Below are 17,554 nucleotides of genomic sequence, written 5' to 3'. Positions count from 1 at the left end.
GCGCCACCGCCCCGGCCAAAGGAACCGGTGGACCCACCCTGAGCACCGCCACCCCGGCCAAAGGAACCAGTGGACCCACCCTGAGCACCACCGCCGCCACCGAAGGAAGCGGTCGACCCACCCTGAGCGCCACCGCCACCGAAGGAGCCAGTCGACCCACCCTGAGYAGCCGCCTCAGCGGACTGGGCGAACATCAGCACCGCAGCCACCGGGGCCGCAGCCAGCGCAGCACACACTCGCTTCCTGTCGAGCCTCATAAGGACCCCCCTTGCGCGTTCTTTATGCTTGGAAGAAAAGGTGACAATCCATTCGACGATGTCGCTCACAGTGAGCAATTAATCGCTGTCGAATCTGTACCCGACACCCAACATCACACACAGTGATGTCACTCAGGGTAACCAGTAAATTGTCACCGGGACCATGTTTGCGGGATCCATAACCGGGATTTCGCGCCACCCTGAAGGCTTTTTCGTGACCCCACTCCGGCACGGGTTGCCAGTTTCCCCTCCCAGGCCCGATCCTCCGCCTCAACAAGGACGGAGACCGCGGTGGAGAAACGACGTGAACTMGGCCGGGAAATTCGAAGCGCGTGATTCATTTCGCGACCGAGACAGCCGGCCGATCCCGGTGGTCGCCCGGCGTCTGGATTCAATGCCTGGAGACTGGACAACGGAGCCGGCGCCGCGCGTGCCGGAGTCCTGGTTCCGCAGACGACGTCGTGGCGACCGGTCGATGTGCCGGGGACGACACCAGACACCGCCGGCCTCGGCGGTATTCATCCAGGAAGTCCGACTGGTGAGGAAAAAGATGGAAGAACCAAGATGGGAAAACAGGGGGCGCTTCGACGTCACCCACACCTGAAAGCCCACGTGCCGGGCCGGTGGCGCCACGCGAGCCTACGTGGCCGCCCCAGGGTTCAAAGCTGGTCGACTATGTGCTGGAGCAGACCGGCGTGGTGTCGCGTCGGCTGGGTGACCCGCCCTCCCGGGCGAGCGTGTACTTCGCGCTGGCCTCCGTCCCCGTCGGACAGGACGAGGCAGGGAATGCGAGGCTTGATGGACCCAAGCGGCCGCCTGGCTTCTCGAGAACGAGGATCTCCCTCGGCGCCGGAAACCGTGCCGACTCTCGGCGTTCCACAAATTCTCGGTCGCGAGTGGCCTGGCTGGTCGGGGCCGCCGGGTGGTAGAGGACCAATTCTCATCATGGTTACGCGCAGACCGTGCCGGGCTTCGGCGTGACCAGGTCGATCAGGTAACGGTTGACGGCGTCGTGGACGCAGGTGCTGGGGCCTTCGTAGGCGCCGTGCGTGTAGGAGCGCCAGGTCAGCAGGACAGCGTTCGCCAGCTGCCCAGCAAGCGAACGCGCCTCGGCGTACGGCGTCGCGGGGTCGCCGGTGGTGCCGATCAGCAGAATTGGCGGCGAACCCTCGGCGCGGAACGGTCCGGTGTAACGGTCGGCGGACCGGACCGGCCAGAAGGCGCACGTCATGCCACCAAGCGCGAGCGATGCGCCGAAGCGCGGCGCATCCCGGGAGAGATCGCGCACGAACCGTCGAAAGACGGCGAGGTCGGTCGGGTAGGTCTGGTCAGCACAGTTGATGGCGGTGTTCGCGTCGAACGAGTTGTCGTACGTGCCATCCGGGCGCCTGCCAGAGCCCTGGTCGGCGAGCGCCTGCAGCACCGAGCCGTCGTTGTAGTCGTCGGCCAGCTGCAGGGCAGCCGCGAGGATCGGCCACTGCTCCTCGCTGTAGAGCAGCTGGAGCACGGCCGTGATCGCGGTGGAGTCGTCAACCGACCGGGTCTTGTCCGCGTCCTTGCCCTCCACCTGGATCGGGTGCTTGGCAAGCCGGGCGATCAGCCGGTCGTAGGCGCCCCCGGGGTCGCCATGGCCGAAGCCACAGTTGGAATCGCTCGCGCAGCTGGCGAGGAAGGCGTTGAAGGCCGCTTCGAAGCCCAGCGCCTGCAACCGGGTCTCCGCGAACGGATCGTTCGCGGACAGCCTCGGGTCGACCACCGCGTCGAGGACCAAGGCGCGAATCCGGGTCGGGAACAGCTGGGCATAGGTGGCGCCCAGCTCCGTGCCATACGAGCCGCCGTAGGCAGTCAGCCGATCGTCACCGAGCGCGGCGCGCAGCACCTCGAGGTCGCGAGCCGCGAACTCGGTCGACAGATACGGCAACAGCGCCGCGCTCAAGCGTTCGCAGCCCCGCGCGGCCAGGCGGTCCGATGCGGCGGTCTCGTCGAAGCCGGCCAGCACCTCGCTCTCCCGGGCAGGCGCCTCCCCGGCGGGCGCGCCCGTGGCGGGCGCCGGGGATGAGCCGTGAGCCGAGCCGGCGATGCCCGAGGAAACGGCCGGGGAAGAACCCGAGTAGGAGCCGCCCGCCAGCCGGCCTGCACCCGCACCCGCACCAGCCCCCGCACCAGCACCAGCGGCCCGGTGCGGAACAACGGCGCTGCCGGACAGCTCGCTGGCCTTCTGCTGGTCGGTGAGGCAGTGGACGGGCCCGCTCGCGCCGACGCCCCGCTGGTCGAACCCAACAATGTCGAACCGGTCGCGCACGGCCTTGTCGAACAGCTCCGGGTAGGTCCGGATGGAGTCGACACCGGAGACGCCAGGCCCACCTTCCAGGTAGACGAGGGATCCCAGCCGCCGCGCCGGGTCGGCCGCCAGGCGGCGGATCACCGCGAGGTCGATGGTCCCCTTGCCGGGATGCGCGTAGTCCAGCGGCACGGGCAGCGTCGCGCACTCCAGCCCCTTACCGCACGCCGTCCATGCCGACAGGCGGTCCGTCCCGGCCTGCCGAGGCAAGGCCACCGCCGCGCCGGCGGCCGTCGTCGGGGCGACGAGGCCGGCCACGGTGAGTGACACCAGTGCCAGCGCGCCGGTGAGGCGCGCCCGTCGCGAGCCGGCGGCCGCCGCGTCCTGCTTCCCCCCTGCGCCCGCGTGCCAGTGACCTTGGTGAGGGCTTCGATGCGCGTCCCGACGCAGGCTTTGGTCCTGGTACCGCCAGGGCTGGTTCACGGGCCTCGGCCTCCGGTCGGGTCGGCGCGGCGCCGGTTGGCGCGGCGGTCAGCGACGAGCCGCCAGCACGGGCGACAGATCAATCGCTTTGCGTGACAGTCGCGTCGTGTTGTCTCCCCGCCCCACCTGGGCCCCAATCCTCTGCGCGGACAACCCCCCGCCCCGTGCGACCCCTCCCGGCGAGAGCGCTCGAATCGCTCGCTTTGTCATAAATGATGGTCTTACGTCGGTCGGCCMTGACAGAGCCTTGGCCCTGTCCGCCCCTGTTGCCTGATCGACCTGTCCTGGCCGGCCGCGGAAGAGCGGGTGGGTGCGTTTCGGACGGGAAAGCGACAGACTCCGGACGTGGACTACCCAGCACTGTTCCAGGCGGAGGCCGAGGCGCTCCTCGCCGCCGCGGCCAAGGACCTCGACGCGCCCGTGCCCTCCTGTCCCGGCTGGGACAACCGCCGGCTGCTGAGCCACGTCGGCCGGCTGCTCGACTCGACGGTGACGCATCTTCCCCGTGGCGTCGTCGACCCGCCGCCCCGGGTCGAGCGCCCGCCGGCCGAGAACTACGCACTCGTCGAGTACTTCCGCCGTGGAGTCGCCGGCACGCTCGCCGCGTTCCGGGACCTCGACCCGGCGGCTCCCGCGTGGAACTTCACCCTCGAGCCGCAGGTCACCGGCTTCTGGCGCCGCCGGTTGTCCCACGAGACGCAGATCCACGCCTGGGACGCGGCCGGCGCGGTCGGCGAGACCCGCGAGTTCGACCCGGTCTTCGCCGCGGACGGCGTCGACGAGGCGCTGCGCGTCCTGCTGCCGGCCGCCCGCGCCGCCGGCCTGTCCAAGAGCGGCGACGGGACCGCCCATGTGCATCTCACGGACACGCCAGGCGAGTGGATGATCAGCCTGACCGGCGACGCGGTCGACGTCACCGAGGGTCATCACAAGGGCGACGCGGGCCTACGCGGCCCGGCCAGCCAGGTCCTCCTGGCCCTCTGGGGCCGGGTCCCCTTCGACGCCACCGGCCTGACCGCCTTCGGCGACCAGGACCTCCTGACGGCGCTGCGCCCCACCTGACAGGGCGGGGCACTCAGCGCCTAACTTCGCCGCGCCTAACTTCGCCGCGCCCGACTTCGCCAGCCGCGGCGAAGTTGGCCTGGATGCGCTGGAGGAGGTAGTCGCCGGCGGTGATGTCCGGGTGGCGGCCCGAGGGGCTGCTGATCACGGCATCGGTGTTGGCCTGCGCGAAGAACGCCAAGCTGTAGCGGGACCCGTCGTACTCGCCCGCCCCGGGCAGCCGGACGCGGTGGAACGTCGACGGCAGCGCGTCGTCGCTCCAGCGCGTCAGCATGTCGCCGATGTTGCACGTGATGGCGTCCGTGGTGGCCGGCACCGGCGTCCACCGCTCGCCGGCGGCCTCCTTGCCCGGCATGACCTGCAGGCCGCCCTGGCCCGCCCGTTGGAACAGCAGGGTGAGGCAGTCGAAGTCGGTGTGCGCCCCCGCTCGCCAGAGCCCGGGCGTGTCGCGCACCTCCGGCGGCACCGGGAAGTAGTGCAGCAGCCGCAGCGTGCTCTGGTAGGTCGGACTCGCCGGCTCGTGGGYGGCGGTGAAGAAGTCGCGGGGRAAGCCGAGCCGGTCGGCGAAGCAGCCGAGGACGAGCATCGCCAGCTCCCAGCAGCGCCGCTCGAACGCGAGCATGGTGGCCTGGAAACCGGCGAGCTCGGCGTCGGTCGGCCACAGCCCGTCCATGCGCGGCCGGGTGATTTGGAACGACTCTTTCTGGTCCGCCGTGMGAGTGGACGGCCGAACCTGGGTCATCTTCTCCCAGCCGGCGTTCTGCCCCTTCTTCAGCGGGAACCGGCCTTTCACCTCGTCCGGCAACCCGAAGAATGCCTCCGTCGCGGCGAACGCCGCATCGACCTCGGCCGCGTCGATCCCATGGTCGACCAGCTGGAAGAATCCGATGTCGGCCGCCGCCGACCACAGCTGGCCGGTGACCTCGTCCCGCCGGGCGTCGAAGTCCCGCAGCGAGATCCGCCGGATATCCCGGTCGGTCGCCTCGGTCCCAGCCCCGCCCAGCCGGCTCTCCCTGGCCAGCTCGGTCAGCGCGTACTCGGGTGTGCTCATGGTTCTCGCTCCCACTTGGAAGGCACGCGGAATCGGTCGCCGACGCCCGGTCGACGTTGACCCACGACGTGCCCCGTCCGCCGGCCGCGATGGCCGATTCGGATGGGGATCTCGCGGGCAGTCTAGGCCCGGGGCGAGCCCGGCCCGTCGCGGCGCAGGTGGCGGGCCGCGGCGGCCCGGACCGCCGTGCTCAGCCGGTCGAGCAGCGGGGAGTCGAGCCGCCAGCGCTGCCAGTGCAGCGCGACGTCGAGGTGGGCGTCGGTCAGGACGACCAACCGGTCGGCGGCGAGGTCGTCCGTCAGCTGCGCCTCGGGCAGCATGCCCCAGCCGAGGCCGAGGCGGACCGCCGTGTGGAAGTCCGCTGTCGTGGGCACCCGGTGCGCCGCCGGGGCGCYGGGGACGCCCATCTCGCGCAGGAGCTGATGCTGGAGGTCGTCCTTCTCGTTGAAGACGACGAGCGGCATCCGGTCCCACTGGTAGCCCCCGGCGGCGAGCCGCCAGCGGCCGGCGAGTCCCGGGGTGGCCGCCGGGTGGTAGCGCAGCGTGCCGAGCGGCTCCGCCCAGCAGCCCTGGACCGCGACCGGGTCGCTGGTCACCGCTGCCAGAGCCTCGCCGCCGCGGAGCAGGTCGGCGGAGAACGCCTGGTCCTCGACGTGCAGCCGCAGCACGACGTCCTCCCAGTGCGCGGCCGCGGCGACGACGTCCGCGAACCAGGTGGCGAGCGAGTCCGCGTTGACCGCCACCGACACCTCGGCCCTGGGCGAGGAGCGGCCGCCGAGCGCCTCTGTCGCCTCGGCCTGCAGCAGCCTGCTCTGGCGGGCGAAACGCAGTAGCGCCTCCCCGGCGGAGGTGGGCCGGCACGGCGCCGAGCGGCGGACGAGGACCTGGCCGGCGGCCGACTCGAGCGCGCGGATCCGCTGGCTGACCGCGCTCGGCGACAGGTGCAGGTGGCGGGCGGCGGCGTCGAAGCTGCCGAGTTCGACGATGGCCACGAGGGTCGCCAGCTGCGCCGGCGGCAGCTCCAGGGTCATGCAGCGATGCTAATGAATCTGAAGAAACTTTCGTTGGCCTTCAGCGGGTGGACGAGCCTAGCGTGACGGCCGTGCTCGCCTCCGCCGTGGCCGGTCTGCTGACCGGGTTCTCATTGATCGTCGCCATCGGCGCGCAGAATGCCTTCGTCCTTCGCCAGGGACTCGCTCGGCAGTGGGTCGGCACGGTCGTCGCGATCTGCGCGGGTTCGGACCTGGCGTTGATCGTCGCCGGCGTCGGTGGGTTCGGCGGCCTGCTGACCCGAACCGCGCCGGCACTGGCGGCTGTCCGCTGGCTGGGCATCGCCTTCCTGCTCTGGTTCGCCGCCGGGTCACTGCGCCGTGCCTGGCGCGCACCCTCGTCACTGCGCGTCGACGGCGGCTCCCCTGCTCAGGTGACCGGATCGGCCGGATCGGCCGGATCGGCACGGGCCGCGGTCGCGGCGCGCACGGCCGCCTTCACCTGGCTGAACCCGCATGTCTACCTGGACACCGTGCTCATCCTCGGCACCGTCGGCGGCAACGAGGGGACGACCGGGCGATGGTGCTTCGCCGCCGGCGCCGGCCTCGCGAGCTGCCTGTGGTTCACCGGCCTCGGTTACGGCGCGCGCCTCGCCTCCGGTGCCCTGGCCAGCCCCATGACCTGGCGCGCCCTGGACCTCGCCATCGGCCTGACCATGYTGTACGTGGCCTATCGCCTGGCGTCCCTCTGAAGGGCCGGCGCCTCAACCTGAAGGGCCGGAGCCTCGCCGAGGGCGCCCGCGCGGCGCTGTCCGTCGCCGGCGAGCCTGAGTTGCTGCCAAGCTGAGTCATGTGACGGACGCCGCGGATGTGGAGCTGATCGACCTGACGGTGCCGATCACGGCGGGGATGCCGGTCTATCCGGGGGATCCCGAGGTCGAGGTCTCGGCGGCGCTGACGGTCGCCGACTCGGGCGTCAACGTACGCCGAGTTCATCTGGGATCGCAGACGGGAACCCACGTCGACGCGCCCTACCACATCGACGACGCGCTCCCTCGCCTCGACGAGATCCCGCTCGATCGGTTCACCGGGCCCGCGGTCCTCGTCGACGCGCGGCAGTACGGCCCGGCGGCCGAGATCGGCCCAGAGGCGGTGCCCACCGCCGTCGCCGACGGCGCGATCGTCGTCATCGTGACCGGCTGGTCGGCGCACTGGGGAACGGACGAGTACCTGCGCCACCCGTACCTCGGCACCCGGGCGGCACGAGCGCTCGTCGCGTCCGGGGCGCGCACCGTCGCCGTCGATGCGGCAAGCGTCGACCGCACGACGGGCCCGGCCGAGCCGTTCGCCCTGCCCGCGCACGAGATTCTCTGCCGGGCCGGCGTCGTCATCGCCGAGAACCTCACCGGCGCCGAGCGCCTGCTCGCGGCGCGGCACGCCGGCCACACGATCGAGCTGTTCCTCTTCCCCCTCTCGCTCGCCGGCGCCGACGGCGCCCCGATCCGGGCCATCGCCCGGGCAGACCCGCGCGGCACCCCCGCCTGACCCGTCCGCACCGCCGCCGTGCACGGCCGCCGAGGCCACGCACGGCAGCGGCGCGCCGGGGCGTACGCGGCGAGGTCCGTCACAGTCCGCCGCGGAGGGCGTCAAGGAGCACCCGCGGCGAGTGGCCCGCGGCATTGATGTTCCCCACCATGAGGACGAGCAGGCCCAGCGTCAGCACGGCGGACAGGACACCGAAGGATCCCAGCACGCGTCGCGTTCGCCTGTCCGCCGACGCCGCCCTCGCGAACCTCCGCCACAGCAGCACGCTGGTACCGAGGAGGGCGGTCGCCGCGATCGCGGCGACCACGGCCAGCGCCACGTGGTACCGGGCGAAGTCGTCGGACATCACGTCGATGGCCGGCGGGGTCCGCGCACCGGTGCGCGCGGGGTCAGCCAGGGCCTGGGTGGCCTGGTCGAGCGCGGTCGCGAGCTCCGGGTCGGTCGCCCCTTCGGTCAGCATCGGCAGCAGCGAGGCGAACGGCGCCTTCATCCCCTGGATGTTGGCCATGACCGCCGCCAGCGCGACCATCGCGAGCATCGTCGCGAACGTGCCGGCCGACGCGAGGGCCGCCCGGGCGACCGTCCCAAGACCCTCTGCTGTCCCACGACCCTCTGCCCGCAGGAACATCTTCCAGACGAGGACGGTCAGCGCGACGAGCACGATCAGCAGCGCCGCGGCGATCGCGCCCTTGACCACGTGGTAGCGGAACCAGTAGTCGACGATCCGCGCGAGGTCCGGGGTGAGATCGCGGTCGCCGGAACGCCAGTACTGGACGAAGGCGCCGTGCACGCCTTCGACGAGGTGACGGTGGTCGACGAGGTCCCCGGAACCGCCGTCCGCCGCCAGCCGGGCCGGGGCGAGGACGAAGGCGGCGACGAGGGCCGCGGCAAGGGCGGCCAGCACCCCGAGCGCGCGGCCGGAGACGGCGCCCGGGGGCGGCGTGGCGCCCCGGGCGCCCCGGGCGCCCCGGGCCCGTTTCGTGTTCGGAGCCGCGTGGCGGCCTGTCGGAATGGGCGAAGTAACCATGGCTCCCACGGTTTCGTGGAAGCGTCGCCCGGTCACCGGAGCGCGCCGGACATCGAGGGTGTGGCAGGCCCCACCCCGCGGACCGGACCAGGTCGCCGCGGGAGAGGCGAAAAGGGCCGCGCCCGCCGTCAGGCGCGGAGGGTCAGGCGCGGAGGTAGGCCAGGACGGCGAGCACCCGGCGGTGCTGAGCCTCGTCCGGCGGCAGGCCGAGCTTGGCGAAGATGTTGCCGATGTGCTTCTCGACCGCGCTGGCCGACAGGACCAGTCGTCGGGCGATAGCCGCGTTGGAGTGGCCCTCGGCCATCAGTGCCAGCAGCTCGCGTTCCCGCGGGGTCAGCGACTCCAACGCGCCGCCGCGCCGTTGCCCGCCGAGCAGCTGCGCGACGACCCTCGGGTCGAGCACCGTCGCGCCTTCGGCGACCCGTTCCAGCGCGTCCAGGAACTCGTCCACCCGGGCGACCCGGTCCTTCAACAGGTAGCCGATCCCGCCGGAGCCGTCCGCGAGCAGATCCGCCGCGTACGACGTCTCGACGTACTGGCTGAGCACCAGCACGGGTGAGCCGGGAAGGCGCGCACGGACGCCGATCGCCGCCCGCAGGCCCTCGTCCGTGTGCGTCGGCGGCATCCGGACGTCGACGACCGAGACGTCCGGGCGGTGCCGCAGCACCGCCTCGACCAGGGCGGGGCCGTCACCGACCGCGGCCACCACCCGGTGCCCCTCCTCGGCGAGCAGCCGGATGAGGCCCTCACGCAGCAGCACGGAGTCGTCGGCCACGACGATCCGCAGCCCCCCGCCGGCCGTGTGTCCCGGCCGTGGCTCGGGAGTCGTGTCGTCCGCGGTCAGTCGCACGGCAGCTCCACGGTGATCGTCGTCGGGCCGCCAGGTGGACTGAGGACCCGTAGCTCGCCGCCGACCGCCCGCACCCGGTCGTCCAGCCCACGCAGTCCGTGCCCCTTGTCGAACGCCGCGCCGCCCACCCCGTCGTCCGCTATCCAGACCCGCAGAGCTCCCCCATCGTGCCGCAGTCCGATCACGCACCCGTCGGCGTGGCTGTGCTTGGCCACGTTCGTCAGGGCCTCGGAGACGACGAAGTACGCGGCCGTCTCGACGGCGGCCGCCGGCCGCTGGCTCAGCGGCCCGGCGTCGAGCTGGGCCGGCACCGTCGAGCGCGCGGCCAGGTCGGCGAGCGCCTCGCGCAGGCCACGGTCGACGAGGATCGGCGGCGCGATGCCACGCGACAGGGCCCGTAGCTCGTCCAACGCCTCCTCGGCCTGGACGATCGCGTCGGYGAGCGCCTCCCGGACGGCCTCGGGCCTGCGGTCGAGATGACGCTGCGCGCGGCCCAGCTCCAGCGCCAGCCGGACCAGCCGCTGCTGCGGCCCGTCGTGGATGTCGCGTTCGAGCCGGCGCAGCGCCGCGGCCTCGGCCGTCACCGCGGCGACGGTCTGCGCGCGAGCGGTGTCGCGCTCATGCTCCAGCCCGCTGATCCTGCGGTGCAACGGGGACGCCTCCGACAGCAGCGCCCGCCCCAGCCCGGCCTGCGCGGCGACGCACACCCGCGTCACCAGCGGCAGCACCATCAGCAGCGACAGCCCCACCACGGTCCCGAAGGCCATCCGGTCGGCCGGCGAGGTCAGGCCGAGGCTCACGTCGATGTGGGACTGGGCGCCACCCGTGCTCAGGGTCAAGGGCCGCAACGTCCCGGTGGACGCACCCCGGTTACGCACAGCCGTCGTCGCGCCGGCGACCCCGACGAACCACCACAGCGCCGTCACGACCGCGGTGAGCAGGGCGACGGGCAGCACCACCACCGCGTGGGCCAGGCCTAGCCACAGCCCCGGGTCCGACGCGGCGGCGGCCCCGCGCGGCCTCGACCGTCGGCCCAGACTCTCCGCGCCGGCGGCCGCCGAGCGAACCCTGCCGATCCGCCACCACTCCACGTCGGCCAGCCACCGCACCGGTGCCGCGACACCGGCCACGACCGGCGCTCTGCCCGCGACCAGCCGACCCACTGTTCCCACGCACAGCCCGCCGAGCACCAGCGGCAGACCGGCCGCCGCGATCACCGGCGCGGTCAGCAGGTACAGCGACTCCACGATCGCGCGACGCCCCACCCGGACCAGAAAGCCGACGCCCGGCAACCCAGACCGCGGAAGGCGCCGACTCGGCCACAGCCCCACCCAACGTCAACCTCTCGCCAAGCCCTGCTGGTGCCGCCACCGACCCGACGCCGCCGGCATCTGGCCGGTTCCTGTCGTACACGCCCGAGTCGACAATATTCAAGGCGAACGCCCCAGCCGAGCGCCGGCCTGCCCAAGTAGATCTTTCCACTCACTGGTCGCGTCCGGTCCAGATCCGCCGGCGAGGCGGTCCCACCGGCCTCACGGTGGCCAGCTCGCCTGGCCGGGCTGGTCCTCGTCGCTGGTGGGACCGCCGTAGGCGACGACCGAGAGGAAGCGGATCGGCAGGGTGACCAGGTCCTGCGGGCCGTGGGTGCCCTCGCCGTCGAGCTGGAGCGCGTCACCCGGGCGCAGGGTGTAGCTGGCCTCGCCGTGGCCGTAGACCATCTCGCCCTCCAGCATGTACAGCAGCTCGGTGCCCGGGTGCTGGAAGAGCGGGAAGGTCTCGCTGCGCTCCGTCAGCGTCACCAGGTGCGCCTCCATCCGCTTGTGCGGGCCGCGCAGACCGCCGAGCAGCGTGTAGTCATGGCCGACCCGGGTGCCCCGGGCGACGATGCGGGCACCGGCGCCGGCCGGGGTGAGGACGGCCTCCCGCTGGTCGTCCGCGCCACGGAACAGTGACGTCACCGGCGCGTCGAGGCCGTCGGCGAGCCGGGCGAGCGTCGTCAGGCTGCAGCTGGTGTTCGCGTTCTCGATCTTCGAGAGCATCGGCTTCGAGATGCCGCTGCGCGCCGCCAGCTCGGCGAGGGTGAGCCCGGCGGCCTGCCGCATCCGCCGCACCTGGGCCGCGATCACCCGCTCGAGCCTGCCCACCTGGGGCGACGGACCGCCGACCTCTCCCGTCGCCGACCCCGCGTCCGGGACGCCGGCCACGTCCGGATCCTCGCCGTCGCCCCTCACGGGGCTCCGCCCTGCCCGGGGATCCAGCTCGTGCCGGCGAGCGGGACGCGCGCCATCGCGGCGGCCTCGATCGTGAGCGCCACCAGATCCTCGGGCTCCAGGTTGCGCACGTGCGACTTGCCGCAGGCGCGCGCGATCGTCTGCGCCTCCATCGTCAGTACCCGCAGGTAGTTGGCGAGCCGGCGGCCGCCCTCGGCCGGGTCGAGCCGGGCGGCCAGCTCCGGGTCCTGGGTGGTGATGCCGGCCGGGTCGCGACCGTCCTGATAGTCGTCGTAGAAGCCGGCGGCCGAGCCGATTCCCGCGTACTCGTCGGCGTGGCGCGGGTCGTTGTCGCCCAGCGCGATGAGCGCCGCCGTGCCGATCGCGACCGCGTCCGCGCCCAGGGCCATCGCCTTGGCGACGTCGGCGCCGGTGCGGATGCCGCCGGAGACGATGAGCTGCACCTTCCGGTGCAGGCCCAGCTCGCGCAGCGCCTGCACCGCCTGCGGGATCGCGGCGAGCGTGGGGATGCCCACGTGCTCGATGAACACGTCCTGAGTGGCCGCCGTGCCGCCCTGCATGCCGTCGACGACGACGACGTCCGCGCCGGACGCGACCGCGAGCTTCACGTCGTAGTACGTCCGGGAAGCGCCGATCTTGACGTAGATCGGCTTCTCCCAGTCGGTGATCTCGCGCAGCTCCAGGATCTTGATGGCCAGGTCGTCGGGACCGGTCCAGTCGGGGTGCCGGCAGGCGGAGCGCTGGTCGATCCCGGCCGGCAGCGTGCGCATCTGAGCGACCCGCCCGGAGATCTTCTGACCGAGCAACATGCCGCCGCCGCCTGGCTTGGCGCCCTGGCCGAGGACGACCTCGATCGCGTCGGCCTTGCGCAGGTCGGTCGGGTTCATGCCGTAGCGGCTCGGCAGGTACTGGTAGACGAGGTGCTTGGACTGGCCGCGCTCCTCGGGCGTCATCCCGCCGTCGCCGGTGGTGGTGGAGGTGCCGACCTCGCTGGCGCCGCGGCCCAGTGCCTCCTTCGCCTGCGCGGACAGCGCCCCGAAGCTCATCCCGGCGATCGTCACCGGGATCGCCAGGTGCAGCGGGTACCTCGCGTTGCGGTCGCCGAGCACGACGTCGGTGGCACACCGCTCGCGGTAGCCCTCCAGCGGGTAGCGCGACATCGACGCCCCCAGGAAGAGCAGGTCGTCGAAGTGCGGCAGCCGCCGCTTGGCGCCCCCGCCGCGGACGTCGTAGATGCCGGTCGCCGCGGCGCGCTGAATCCCGGCGATCGTCGCCCGGTCGAACGTGTGCGACTCCCGAAGACCGAGGGACGCCGTGTCCGGCGGATACCCAGTCATGGAAACCTCCTCTTGCTGGGCCTGGAGTGGCATCAGTAGGCGGCCGAGTTGTGGGTGGCGAAGTGGTAGAGGCGGCGGGCCGAGCCGTAGCGGCGGAAACGAGTGGGTGCGTACGCGCCGGTGGGCTCGATGCCGGCGGCGGTGAGCAGCTCGGCCAGCTCCGCGGCGTGCTCGGGGCGCAGCTCCTTCTCGACGCAGTCGGCGCCCAGGCCGCCGGCCGCGCCGCGGACGTAGATCCGCGCCTCGTAGATCGAGTCGCCGAGGCCGTCGCCGGCGTCACCGCAGACGACGAGCCGGCCGGCCTGGGCCATGAAGGCGCTCATCGGGCCGATGTCGCCGCCGACGACGATGTCGATGCCCTTCATCGAGATACCGCAGCGCATCGACGCCGAGCCCTCGATCACCAGCAGCCCGCCGTGCCCGGTCGCGCCGGCCGACTGCGAGGCGTCGCCGCGGACCCGCACGACGCCCGACATCATGTTCTCGGCGACCCCGGTGCCGACGCTGCCGTGCACCGTGACCGTGGCGCCGTCGTTCATCCCGGCGCAGTAGTAGCCGGCGTGGCCGCGGATGTCGACCGTCAGCGGCGCGTGCACGCCGGCGGCGATCGCGTGCGCGCCCTGCGGCCGCAGCACCTCGTAGGACGTCGCGGACGGGGCGTGCAGCTCGCTGTTGAGCGCGCGTACCGTCGTCGCCGCGAGGTCGAAGGTGACCGTCCCGGCCGTGCGGGCGCCGTCGGCGGCCGACTCCGTGAGGGTGGCCGCCTCGACAGCCGCTCCCCCGACGGTCGCCGGATCGACGGTCCCCGGGTCGCTCAGCGGTGCCATGCGTAGACCCTCTCCGGCTCGGGTTCGTAGATCCGGGCGGTGTCGATGCCGGGCAGGTCCGCGAGCGCCCGGAACTCCGAGGCCATCGCGACCCAGGCGCCGGTCTCGGCGATGATCGCCGGCTTGCAGGCGATGGCGTCGCGCACGATGGCGAACCCGTCGTCGCTGGTGACGAGCAGCGTGTAGAAGCCGTCGAACCGCTCGCACAGCAGTCGCAGCGCCTTGTCCAGGTCGACGCCCTCGGCCAGCCGCGCGGCGACGAACCGGGCGCCGACCTCGGAGTCGTTCTCCGAGTCGAACCGGGCGCCCTCCGCCTCGAGCTCCCGGCGGATCGTCGCGTGGTTGGCGAACGAGCCGTTGTGGACGAGGCACTGGTCGGGGCCGACCGAGAACGGGTGGCAGCCCGCCGGGACGACGGCCGACTCGGTCGCCATCCGGGTGTGCGCGAGGCCCTGCCAGCCCTGGGCGTTCGCCAGGTCGTAGGTGACGGCCAGGTCCCGGGGATTCCCGACGTCCTTGTAGACGGTCAGGTCCAGGCCGGAGCCGACGATCATCGCGGCGGGTGCCGACCGACGGACCGCGTCGACAAGCGTGTCGACGGCGACCGGCGCCGCGATCACGGTGGTGGCGCCCGCGGCGGTCACCACCGGTTCGGGCTCTCCCGGCAGTGCCGCCCGCACGGCGGCCGAGAGCTCCGCCCTGGCCGCGTCCAGTACGGCGGCGGACACGGCGCCGGGCGCCGGCGCGCCCGCGGCCATCGGCAGCAGCACGGACACGGCGGCGTGGCCCTCCGGGCAGCGGCGCCGGTCGCCGTAGACGGCGACGCCGGCCGAGTCAGGTCCGCGCTCGGCGACCTGGCACAACATGGTCTCCAACAGGCGCCCGAGCTGGGGGTACAGCTCGGGGTCGCGCAGGTGGAGCCCGACGATCCCGCACACGGGCCGTTCTCCTCTCCGGGGCTGCGGCGAATCCGGTGTCCGGCGGATCCGGCGAAAGGTCAGAAGGCCGTGAGGTAGCGGTCGTGCTCCCAGGGACCGACGCCCGCGTGCCATTCGAAGAACTCGTCGCGCTTGAGCGCGGCGAAGTAGGCGGCCACTCCCGGCCCGGCGGCGTCCAGACCGGCGGCGATGACCGGATCGGCGCCCAGCGCCTCTACCGCGTGCAGCAGGGTCGGCGGCAGCTGGGACCTCGCCGGTCCGCCGGTTCCGGCGTCGGCGTCGGCGTCAGCGCCGGGGCCGGGGCCAGGGCCGCCTGGGTCGAGCGCGCGCTCGATGCCATCGAGGCCGGCGGCGAGCGCCGCCGTCATCGCCAGGTACGGGTTGGCGGAGCCGTCACCGCCGCGCAGCTCGATCCGGTTGTGGTCAGGGATGCGCACGTAGTGGGTGCGGTCGTTGCCGCCGTAGGTCGCGCGGTTGGGCGACCAGGTCGCGCCCGAGCGGGTCGACGTCGCGCCGGTGCGCTTGTAGGAGTTGACGGTCGGCGCGAGGACCGACTGCAGGGCGGGCGCGTGCTCGAGGACGCCGGCGAGGAAGCGCCGGGCGATGTCGGACAGCCCGAACGGCGCGGCGGCGTCCCCGGCGGGGAACAGCGGGGTGCCGTCATGCCACAGCGACAGGTGCAGGTGCAGGCCGGAGCCGGTCCGGTCGGCGAACGGCTTGGGCATGTAGGTCGCGGTCATGCCGCGGCGCTCGGCCAGCACGGAGATCAGGTAGCGGGCGGTGATCACCCGGTCGGCGGTGGTCAGCGCGTCGGCGTAGGCGAAGTTCTGCTCGAACTGGCCGTTCGCGTCCTCGTGGTCGTTGGCGTAGTTCGCCCAGCCGAGCGCGTTCATCGCCGTCGAGACCTCGGTGAGGTGGTCGTACATCCGGGTGAGGCCGCGGGCGTCATAGCAGGGGCGGGGCGCGACGTCTCGCGGGTCCGCGAGCCCGAGCGCACCGTCCGGGCCGCGGGTGACCAGGAAGTACTCGATCTCGGCGCCGGCGAACAGCTCCAGGCGCCGGCTCCTCGCCGCCGCGAGCTGAGCCTTGAGGATCACCCGCGGCGCGAAGTGCCAGGGCACGCCCTCGACGTGCGGGTCGCAGTGCACCAGCGCGAGGCCCTCCTTGACCCAGGGCAACGGCGTGTAGCTCGCCGGGTCAGGGATGGCGATCAGGTCGGGGTCCGACGGCACCTGGCCGATCGCGCCCACCGCGTAGCCGGCGAACCCGACGCCGTCGGCCAGCAGCTCGTCGATGGCCTCGATCGGCACGAGCTTCGCGCACGGCTTGCCGGCGAGGTCGACGAACATCGCGAGGATGAACCTCACGCCGTCCGCGCGGGCGCGGGAGGCGAGGTCCAGCCCCGCCCCCGCGGCAGGCACGGGGCCGGTGAGCGGGGCACTTTCGTCGATGGTCACGTCAGGCTCCACTGGCTCGGAAGGGGTCCGGGCGATGGCGCGTCGACGCTCGTTTCCCTGCCGCCGACTCGCACCCTAACGGGAAACAAGGTATCGGGGCAGGAAACACGACAGATTACACGGATGTGACGATTCGTGACATGCGCCTGACGCGCGGATATGYCCGACGGCGGAGCCGGCCAGCGCCGCACGCTGCCAGGCCGCGCCGGGCCGAGTTGGCCAGGCAAGGCTGCCTGGCCTGTCCCGGCCCGGCCCGGCCCGGCCAGGTTGGGTTGGATTGGGTTGGGTTGGCTGGGCCGGGAGGGCACCGCTCGGGTCCCGACCCTCAGCGACCCGCGGCGCCAGTCGCGCGGTCGCGTCAGCCGTGAAGGAGCCAGATGTCTGTCAGGCGGATCGTGCTTGCCTCCGGGTCGCCGCGGCGGCGTGAGCTGCTCGCCGGCATGGGCATGGCCTTCGAGGTCGTGACCAGCGACGTCGACGAGAACGTCGAGACCTTTGCCGGCCCGGAGGACTTCGCGCTTCAGCTGGCCCGGCGCAAGGCGCGGGCGGTGGCGGGACGCGTGGGCGACGCGCTGGTCATAGGCGGTGACACGGTCGTCGAACTGGACGGACGCATCTTTGGCAAGCCCACCGACTCGGACGACGCGGTCGAGATGATCAGCCGGCTCGGCGGCCGGACGCACCGGGTCGTGACAGGGCTCGCCGTGGTCGACGCGGCGACGGGCGAGCACCGGGAAGGCGCTACGACCAGCGCCGTGACGATGCGCCCGCTCGGCGAGGACGAGATCCGCGAGTACGTCGCCTCAGGCGAGCCGTTCGACAAGGCCGGCGCCTACGCGATCCAGGGCCTGGGCGGTCGCCTGGTCGCAGGCGTCGACGGCGACCGCGACAACGTCATCGGCCTGCCCACGGCCACGCTGCGCCGCCTCCTCGCCGCCTTCGGCGTCATCGCCTAGCACCGCCGCCGCTCTCGGACCGCGGCGCCCTCACCACGACCGCCGACTAGCACTCACCCCACCAATGGGCACTCTCCGCAATCAACCGCACACGGCTGTACGGGCCGCTGAGCGAGCCATCGCCAACGCCGAGCAAGAACCCTTCACCCCGCCACACCCACAAACGGTTGCCGCCCCCGCCGGACGCCCACTCGATCGCGATCCGTGGCGCACCAGCCCGTCTATAGGCTTGCCCATCCACCACACATCCTGGCGGTGCCGCG

At 72.7% G+C, this 17,554-nt stretch carries 15 protein-coding genes; 4 read left to right on the top strand and 11 right to left on the bottom strand.

Annotated features, from left to right (window positions below; translation table 11 throughout):
- Positions 1-1,206: 1,206 nt before the first annotated feature.
- Complete coding sequence (locus tag BL253_RS02495) at positions 1,207-2,868, bottom strand: alpha/beta hydrolase (protein WP_241834448.1); 1,662 nt, start codon at positions 2,866-2,868, stop codon at positions 1,207-1,209.
- A gap of 498 nt (positions 2,869-3,366) precedes the next feature.
- Here BL253_RS02495 and BL253_RS02490 point away from each other — a divergent pair, with 498 nt between their 5' ends.
- Positions 3,367-4,083, top strand: a complete 717-nt coding sequence (locus BL253_RS02490) for a maleylpyruvate isomerase family mycothiol-dependent enzyme (RefSeq protein WP_076813222.1) — start codon at positions 3,367-3,369, stop codon at positions 4,081-4,083.
- Between the two features lie 13 nt (positions 4,084-4,096).
- Here the strand turns inward: BL253_RS02490 and BL253_RS02485 are convergent, their stop codons facing one another.
- Together BL253_RS02485 and BL253_RS02480 are read right to left on the bottom strand one after the other, a co-directional pair.
- Complete coding sequence (locus BL253_RS02485) at positions 4,097-5,134, bottom strand: isopenicillin N synthase family dioxygenase (protein ID WP_076813220.1); 1,038 nt, start codon at positions 5,132-5,134, stop codon at positions 4,097-4,099.
- Between the two features lie 122 nt (positions 5,135-5,256).
- The gene (locus BL253_RS02480; RefSeq protein ID WP_076813218.1) at positions 5,257-6,165 is read right to left on the bottom strand and encodes a LysR family transcriptional regulator ArgP; all 909 of its coding nucleotides are present in this window, start codon (positions 6,163-6,165) and stop codon (positions 5,257-5,259) included.
- Positions 6,166-6,227: 62 nt separating this feature from the next.
- On the opposite strand from BL253_RS02480, the gene BL253_RS02475 reads away from it, so the two are divergent.
- Both BL253_RS02475 and BL253_RS02470 read left to right on the top strand, forming a co-directional pair.
- A complete protein-coding gene (locus BL253_RS02475) occupies positions 6,228-6,875 on the top strand; it encodes a LysE/ArgO family amino acid transporter (protein ID WP_198946131.1) in 648 nt (215 codons plus the stop codon).
- A gap of 100 nt (positions 6,876-6,975) precedes the next feature.
- Positions 6,976-7,668 (top strand): cyclase family protein, encoded by a 693-nt coding sequence (locus BL253_RS02470; RefSeq protein WP_241834447.1) that lies wholly within the window; start codon positions 6,976-6,978, stop codon positions 7,666-7,668.
- A 79-nt stretch (positions 7,669-7,747) separates the two neighbouring features.
- Here BL253_RS02470 and BL253_RS02465 read toward each other — a convergent pair whose 3' ends face one another.
- The 8 genes from BL253_RS02465 to glnT form a co-directional block, all read right to left on the bottom strand.
- Positions 7,748-8,695 carry a hypothetical protein gene (locus tag BL253_RS02465; RefSeq protein WP_241834446.1) on the bottom strand — a complete coding sequence of 316 codons (948 nt, stop codon included), beginning with the start codon at positions 8,693-8,695 and terminating at the stop codon, positions 7,748-7,750.
- 142 nt (positions 8,696-8,837) lie between these two features.
- Complete coding sequence (locus tag BL253_RS02460) at positions 8,838-9,482, bottom strand: LuxR C-terminal-related transcriptional regulator (protein WP_076813239.1); 645 nt, start codon at positions 9,480-9,482, stop codon at positions 8,838-8,840.
- Between the two features lie 53 nt (positions 9,483-9,535).
- Positions 9,536-10,792: a sensor histidine kinase gene (locus BL253_RS02455; protein WP_198946129.1), complete on the bottom strand. Its 1,257-nt coding sequence runs from the start codon at positions 10,790-10,792 to the stop codon at positions 9,536-9,538.
- Positions 10,793-11,077: 285 nt separating this feature from the next.
- Complete coding sequence (locus BL253_RS02450; RefSeq protein WP_096335892.1) at positions 11,078-11,776, bottom strand: helix-turn-helix domain-containing protein; 699 nt, start codon at positions 11,774-11,776, stop codon at positions 11,078-11,080.
- Complete coding sequence (locus BL253_RS02445; protein ID WP_076813213.1) at positions 11,773-13,113, bottom strand: FMN-binding glutamate synthase family protein; 1,341 nt, start codon at positions 13,111-13,113, stop codon at positions 11,773-11,775. The genes BL253_RS02450 and BL253_RS02445 overlap by 4 nt, the downstream gene beginning before the upstream one ends.
- Positions 13,114-13,145: 32 nt before the next feature.
- Positions 13,146-13,940, bottom strand: coding sequence for a glutamate synthase (locus BL253_RS02440; protein ID WP_076813211.1), 795 nt, complete (start codon positions 13,938-13,940; stop codon positions 13,146-13,148).
- Positions 13,928-14,878 (bottom strand): class II glutamine amidotransferase domain-containing protein, encoded by a 951-nt coding sequence (locus BL253_RS02435; RefSeq protein ID WP_076813209.1) that lies wholly within the window; start codon positions 14,876-14,878, stop codon positions 13,928-13,930. The genes BL253_RS02440 and BL253_RS02435 overlap by 13 nt, the downstream gene beginning before the upstream one ends.
- Positions 14,879-14,937: 59 nt before the next feature.
- Positions 14,938-16,335 carry a type III glutamate--ammonia ligase gene (gene glnT / locus BL253_RS02430; RefSeq protein WP_076813207.1) on the bottom strand — a complete coding sequence of 466 codons (1,398 nt, stop codon included), beginning with the start codon at positions 16,333-16,335 and terminating at the stop codon, positions 14,938-14,940.
- A gap of 377 nt (positions 16,336-16,712) precedes the next feature.
- Here glnT and BL253_RS02425 point away from each other — a divergent pair, with 377 nt between their 5' ends.
- The gene (locus BL253_RS02425) at positions 16,713-17,291 is read left to right on the top strand and encodes a Maf family protein (RefSeq protein WP_076813205.1); all 579 of its coding nucleotides are present in this window, start codon (positions 16,713-16,715) and stop codon (positions 17,289-17,291) included.
- The last annotated feature ends 263 nt before the right edge of the window (positions 17,292-17,554 follow it).

It is taken from the genome of Pseudofrankia asymbiotica, from assembly GCF_001983105.1.
GTDB classification, from domain to species: Bacteria; Actinomycetota; Actinomycetes; order Frankiales; family Frankiaceae; genus Pseudofrankia; species Pseudofrankia asymbiotica.
Note: the sequence above shows the minus strand (reverse complement) of the source record. Positions and strands in the feature narration are given on the sequence as shown.